This is a genomic window from Phocaeicola sp., from assembly GCF_048170425.1.
GTDB lineage: Bacteria > Bacteroidota > Bacteroidia > Bacteroidales > Bacteroidaceae > Phocaeicola.
Genome location: NZ_DBEXBB010000072.1, coordinates 1 through 6,221 on the forward strand (window position 1 = coordinate 1; position 6,221 = coordinate 6,221).

Below are 6,221 nucleotides of genomic sequence, written 5' to 3' on the forward strand. Positions count from 1 at the left end.
AAATAAAAAAAGGATATTCTCGCAAGAATATCCTTTTCAAAACTCGTTTTCAGTAGATTATGCTTCAGCGCAAGGAATTACAGAAACATAGCTTCTGTCTTCGCGACCTTTCTTGAAACATACAGTACCATCTACCAATGCGTAAAGAGTGTGGTCACTACCCATACCTACGTTTTCACCAGGGTTGTGAACTGTTCCTCTTTGACGAACAATGATGTTACCAGCTTTGCAAGCTGAACCACCGAATATCTTTACGCCTAATCTCTTACTAGCTGATTCACGGCCGTTCTTAGAACTACCTACACCGTTCTTATGTGCCATTTTCTTCTACGTTTTTAATGATTAAGCAATAACTTGTTTGATTGTCAATTCAGTAAACTGCTGGCGATGACCGTTCAGTTTTCTGTAACCTTTTCTTCTCTTTTTGTGGAATACCAATACCTTGTCACCTTTTACCAAGTGAGAAGCTACTTCGCAAACCACTTTTGCACCGTCTACAGTAGGAGCACCTACAGTTACAGTACCGTTGTTGTCAACCAACAAGACTTTGTCAAATTCAACAGTTGCACCGTTTTCAGCATTCTGAATGTGGTGAACGAACAGTTTCTTGCCTTCTTCTGCTTTGAACTGCTGACCGTTAATTTCTACGATTACGTACATTTTAAAATAAATATTAAACGGGTTTCCTCCGTAAGGTGAGCTGTTCTCTGTAGCTACTTTTTTACCTACACGGACTAAAATCGGCTGCAAAGTTACGGCTTTATATTTACATAACCAACTATTTATCTGAAAAAAACGGATATATTTCCTATTTTTTTATCAGTGGAAGCAAATCGGGGAAAATGGCTGTGTGCGGATAGGCTGCCAGTTCTTCATGATTGGTCATTCCGTGAAGAATTCCGGCAAAATCAACTCCTGCATTTTGGGCGGTTTCCGCATCGACGGTGCTGTCGCCGAGGTAGAGAATCTGCTCTTTCGGACAGTTCAGACGAGAAGCGGCCTGCAGCAGACCTTCGGGTGAGGGTTTGGCTTCTTTCACATCTTCTCCTCCTACGATGAGGTCAATGAACCCTTCAGGGAATATTTTTCCCATCAGTTCCATGATGCGGTAGCGGTATTTGGTGGAAATGATGCCGATGCTGGCGCCCTTGGCTTTCAAGGTGCGTAACACCTCTTCCGTTTCCGGGAACAGTACGGTATTGGCCGTCATGTGCTGGTCAGCTTCTTTGACGTATTCTTTTCGGAACGTCTCCAGGGTATCTGCTTCGGTTATTCCGGTCATGAGGGTAAAAGAGTCGACCAGCGTCTTTCCGATGGTACGTTTGATAGAGAGGTCGTCCACCTGATGGAATCCATGGTGTTCAAGTACGTTTCTGTAGCACATCACAATGCCCTTGGAAGAATCGGCCAAGGTATAGTCAAAGTCAAATAAATAGGCTTGGTAAGATTTCATACGATTTTACTCTATATAATAAGGTATATGTTCTAGTTCTAAAAGTGACTGCTTGCGCGAGATGCCGCCGGCGTATCCGGTCAGGCTTCCGTTGCTTCCTACTATGCGGTGGCAAGGAATCAAGATGCTGATGGGGTTGCGTCCAATGGCATTCCCTACAGCTTGGGCTGCCATGTGAGGACGCCCTAAACGGCGGGCGGTTTCCATGGCTATTTCTTTGTAGGTCCGGGTTTCTCCGTAAGGAATGGTGGATAAGATTTGCCAGACGGTTTGCTGAAAATGAGTGCCGGAAGGTTGCAGGGGAGGGCAGAAATCGGGTTGCCTGCCGGAGAAATAAACATCGAGCCATTGCCGCGTCTGAAGCAGCAACGGAGTTTCCTTCGCTATGGCTTCTTCTTTCAGTCCGTGACCGAAATATTTTTGTCCGTCGAACCAGAGGCCGCACAGTCCGCTTTCCGTGGCAGCCAGTGTGATTCCTCCCAAAGGTGAATCATAGTGACAGGTGAAAGTCATTTTCAACAGTATTTTTGAGGTGAAAGAGTAGAAAAATGATACGGTTTACAGTCCCGAAAAAACGCCTTTGCGTTTAGCTAAAAACGTAAGTGCGTTTTAAGTAAAACACAAGTACGTTTTGGTTCAAACGCAAGGGCGTTTAAGATAAAACGTAAAGGCGTTTTTGAGAAAGCATCCTTACGTTTTTTTATCCTTTTATTCCATAGGTTGATAGTTCTTGGCAAGTCCTCCTTCACTCGTTTCCTTGTACAAGGATGGAAGATCGTGTCCGGTCTGCTTCATTACCTCTACCACCTTGTCGAATGATACCCGGTGATGGCCGTCGGTGAAGGCTGAGTAGATATTCGCATCGAGTGCACGTGCGGCAGCATACGCATTACGCTCAATACAAGGAATTTGTACCAGTCCACATACCGGGTCGCATGTCATACCCAAATGATGTTCCAGTCCCATTTCGGCTGCATATTCTATCTGGGCCGGGCTGCCTCCGAACAACTGGCTGGCCGCCGCAGATGCCATGGAACAAGCTACTCCCACTTCGGCCTGGCACCCAGCTTCAGCTCCCGAGATGGAAGCATTGTGCTTGACGATGTTTCCCACCAGTCCGGCAGTCGCTAATGCCCGCAAGATACGTGCGTCGCTGAAGTCGCGGCTTTTCTGCAGGTGATACAAGACAGCCGGAACCACTCCGCAGGCTCCACAGGTCGGTGCGGTAACGATTTTTCCTCCAGAAGCATTTTCTTCACTGACAGCCAGTGCGTATGCGAATACGAGTCCGCGTGAGCGAAGAGAGTCTTTATAGCCTTTCGAACGAATGTAATAAGCCGATGCTTTGCGGCGCAGATTCAATGGTCCGGGCAATACGCCTTCGGCATCCAGTCCGCGATGGATGGCCGCTTTCATGGTCTCCCATACCTCTGCCAGGAAATTCCATATCTCCGGACCCTCGCATTGCTCCACGTATTCCCAGTAGCTGCGTCCGGTGTGTTCGCACCAGTACAAAATCTGGCTCATGGTATTCATGTTGTAAATATCGTTGGTGGCGGTACGGTCGTGTCCTTCCTCGGCTAGTGCACCACCTCCCACACTGAATACGGTCCATTCGTCCAGCTTTTTCTTCTGTGCATCGAAAGCCTTGAAAGTCATTCCGTTCGGGTGGAAAGGAAAGAAAATATGCGGTTTCCAGAGAATTTCTACGGGAGCGTGAGGTTGCAGGGTGTCTAAAATAGCCACATCGGTCATGTGACCACGTCCTGTAGCGGCCAGACTGCCATACAGAGTCACTTCGAATGAGGCAGCCTCCGGATTGCGGGCAAGAAACTGTTCGGCAGCTTTGCGGGGCCCCATGGTATGGCTGCTGGATGGCCCCGTGCCGATGCGATATAATTCTCTGATTGATTTCATATTAAAATTAGGTGTAAGTTTTCTGCAAAGATACGCAATAATCGCATATATGTGCAGAAATCCCGTAGGGTTTATTTTAAATCCACTACGGTGATGCCTGCGCCGCCAAACTGTACGTGTTCATCCTGGAAATGGGCTACTCCCGGCACGGTAGCCAGGTATTGCCGGATGAGGGTGCGCAGAATACCTGTGCCCGTACCGTGCAGGATGCGTACGCGGCTGACTCCTACCAGAATAGCGTCGTCGATGAAATAGGTGACCGCTTGTATGGCTTCGTCACCCCGCATACCTCTGACATCGATGTCCTGCTTGAAATTCAGTTTCTTTTCGTACATCCGGTCTTGGGTTTCGCTGCTGACAAAAGTCGCCTTGTTGGATAACGGGGCAGCTTTCGGTGCATCCGTCCGTTCCAGTCGTTCGGCTTTCACGTTGGTTTTCATCAGTCCGAACATGACCACGGCATTCTTTCCGCTGATTTCTATGACTTGTCCCACACTGGTCTGGCCCTTGATGCGCACATAGTCTCCCGCTTCAATGGGGCGTACCTTAGGAGCAACCGGAGTTTCAGGAGTATTGGCTTGTTTCGCTTTCTTATCTTTTTTGCGCTCCTGCTTTTCGCGGAGTTTTTCCATCTTGCGCGCGATTTTCTCTTCCAAAGCCGCCTTTTCCAGGTTTTCTACCTGCTGCTTGAAGTCGGTCAGCTCCTGACGTGCCGTGCGGGTACGTTCTTTTTCAGCCTGCGCTTCCTTGATGGTACGAATGGTATTTTCGATTTTGGCATTCGATTCTTGTAACAACCGTTCTGCCTCTTCTTTGGCTTTCTTCAGGATTTCCTTACGGCTGCGTTCCAGTTCCTGTATTTCCTGTTCGTAACGGGCGATGGTGTCTTCCATCTGTTTTTCCCGCTTGCGTATGTTCTGACGCTTGGTTTCCCAGTAACGCTTGTCGCGCACAATGTCTTGCAGGTATTTGTCGCTCTGGATGTATTCGCTTCCCACAATTTCCGATGCGTCTGCAATGACTTCTTCCGGCAAACCGATTTTGCGGGCAATCTCTACAGCGAACGAACTTCCCGGATTACCAATCTGCAACTGGAACAGTGCCCGCATCTCGTGGCGGTCGTACAGCATGGCTCCGTTCACCACTCCTTCGTGATCTTCGGCAAAATGCTTCAGGTTCTGGTAGTGAGTGGTAATCACGCCAAATGTACCTTTCAGGTTGAAGCGTTTCAATACGGCCTCGGCAATGGCACCACCAATCTGAGGTTCCGTACCTCCTCCGAACTCATCGATAAGGATGAGGCTTTCACCGTTGCACGATTTCAGCATCACTTTCATGTTGGTCAGGTGTGAAGAATAGGTACTCAGGTCGTCTTCGATGCTCTGCTCGTCACCAATATCAATAAATATATGGCTGAAGATACCGGCATGGCTCCGTTCGTGCATAGACACCAGCATACCGCATTGCAGCATGTATTGCAGCAGTCCCACGGTTTTCAGACAGACAGATTTACCACCTGCGTTCGGGCCCGAAATAAGCAGGATGCGCTTGTCGCGTGTCAGGATGATATCTAGCGGCACTACTTTCTTGCCATGCTTGGCCAGCGACATTTGCAGAAGCGGGTGCACAGCCTGAAACCAGTCGACAATCTGCTTGTTCTCAAATGAGGGTTTCAGTCCTTTTATATCTATACCGAACAAAGCTTTGGCACGGATGAAGTCGATTTCTGCCAAAAACTCGTATGAGGATAGAAGAGCGGGTACTTGTGGGCGTACCGTAGCCGAGAATTCCGTCAGGATGCGGATGATTTCGCGGCGTTCTTCTCCCTCCAACTCCCGGATGCGGTTATTGGCTTCCACCACTTCTGCCGGTTCAATAAATACAGTCTTTCCGGTGGCTGATTCGTCGTGTACAATACCTCTGATTTTGCGCTTCATGCCGGGAGCAACCGGGATGACCAGACGTCCGTCGCGCATGGTGGGAGTAACATCCTTGTCTACATACCCTTCCGATTGTGCAGCACGGAGAATGCTGTTCAGGCTGCGTGAAATGCTTCCTGTAGTAGCCGAGAGTTCCCGGCGAATACGTAGAAGTTCCGTAGAAGCATTGTCCTTTATCTTTCCGAACTTGTCCAGGATGCTGTCGATACGTGCGATAAGTTGGGGGAATACCAGAATATCTCCCGCCAGCTCACGCAGGGCAGGATAAGGTGAGCTTTTTGATTCCTCTTCTTCATCAGACTGCTGAAGGAATCGTACAATGTCGCGAATGGTTTCCAGTGAGCGGCGAAGGTCGAACAGCTCCTGCTCGTCCATGTACATGCCTTCTACACGGATACGTTTCAGTGAAGGACGTACGTCAAAGAAATATTGTGCCGGAAAATCTTCCTCTTCCTGCGTAATCCGTACAAATTCAACCACCTGCTCTAACCGTTGGTTGATTTCATCGTAGTTGTCCGAAAAGGTCATTTCGTCCACTCGTTCTTCGCCCAATGTGCTCAGGCATTTGCCTTTCAGCAGTTGTCGTATCTGGTCGAAGCCTATCTTTTGTTCGAAATTATGAGGGTATATCATGATTGGTTTGTTTCGTTTTTTTCTGCCTGCAAAGGTACGACAATGAAAAAAAATAATCAAAAAAGGCGGTAAATATTTGCAGATTTCAAAATAATGCGTACCTTTGCATCGCCTTTGAAAAACAAGGCAACTCTCACGAAGGGTTTTGGAGAGGTGGCAGAGTGGTCGATTGCGGCGGTCTTGAAAACCGTTGTACCGCGAGGTACCCGGGGTTCGAATCCCTGTCTCTCCGCAGAAAGTAGTAATTCTCGTAAAATGAAGGTTTTACGAGATTTTTT

At 48.2% G+C, this 6,221-nt stretch carries 6 protein-coding genes and 1 tRNA gene; 1 reads left to right on the forward strand and 6 read right to left on the reverse strand.

What is annotated here, in order from left to right; genetic code table 11:
* Positions 1-57: 57 nt before the first annotated feature.
* The 6 genes from rpmA to ACMJ0U_RS03035 all read right to left on the reverse strand — a co-directional run bounded on the left by rpmA (position 58) and on the right by ACMJ0U_RS03035 (position 5,943).
* Entirely contained in the window at positions 58-321 is a 264-nt protein-coding gene (gene rpmA, locus ACMJ0U_RS03010) for a 50S ribosomal protein L27 (RefSeq protein ID WP_417128077.1), read from the reverse strand.
* 21 nt (positions 322-342) lie between these two features.
* Entirely contained in the window at positions 343-660 is a 318-nt protein-coding gene (rplU, locus tag ACMJ0U_RS03015) for a 50S ribosomal protein L21 (protein WP_417128085.1), read from the reverse strand.
* Between the two features lie 148 nt (positions 661-808).
* Positions 809-1,453, reverse strand: a complete 645-nt coding sequence (locus tag ACMJ0U_RS03020; RefSeq protein WP_417128079.1) for an HAD family hydrolase — start codon at positions 1,451-1,453, stop codon at positions 809-811.
* 6 nt (positions 1,454-1,459) lie between these two features.
* Positions 1,460-1,966 carry a methylated-DNA--[protein]-cysteine S-methyltransferase gene (locus ACMJ0U_RS03025; protein WP_417128081.1) on the reverse strand — a complete coding sequence of 169 codons (507 nt, stop codon included), beginning with the start codon at positions 1,964-1,966 and terminating at the stop codon, positions 1,460-1,462.
* 195 nt (positions 1,967-2,161) lie between these two features.
* Positions 2,162-3,370: an L-serine ammonia-lyase gene (locus tag ACMJ0U_RS03030; protein ID WP_278562699.1), complete on the reverse strand. Its 1,209-nt coding sequence runs from the start codon at positions 3,368-3,370 to the stop codon at positions 2,162-2,164.
* A 71-nt stretch (positions 3,371-3,441) separates the two neighbouring features.
* Positions 3,442-5,943: an endonuclease MutS2 gene (locus ACMJ0U_RS03035; RefSeq protein ID WP_417128083.1), complete on the reverse strand. Its 2,502-nt coding sequence runs from the start codon at positions 5,941-5,943 to the stop codon at positions 3,442-3,444.
* A gap of 147 nt (positions 5,944-6,090) precedes the next feature.
* Between ACMJ0U_RS03035 and ACMJ0U_RS03040 the strand changes: the two genes are divergently transcribed.
* Positions 6,091-6,175 (forward strand) — tRNA-Ser (locus tag ACMJ0U_RS03040).
* Positions 6,176-6,221 lie beyond the last annotated feature (46 nt).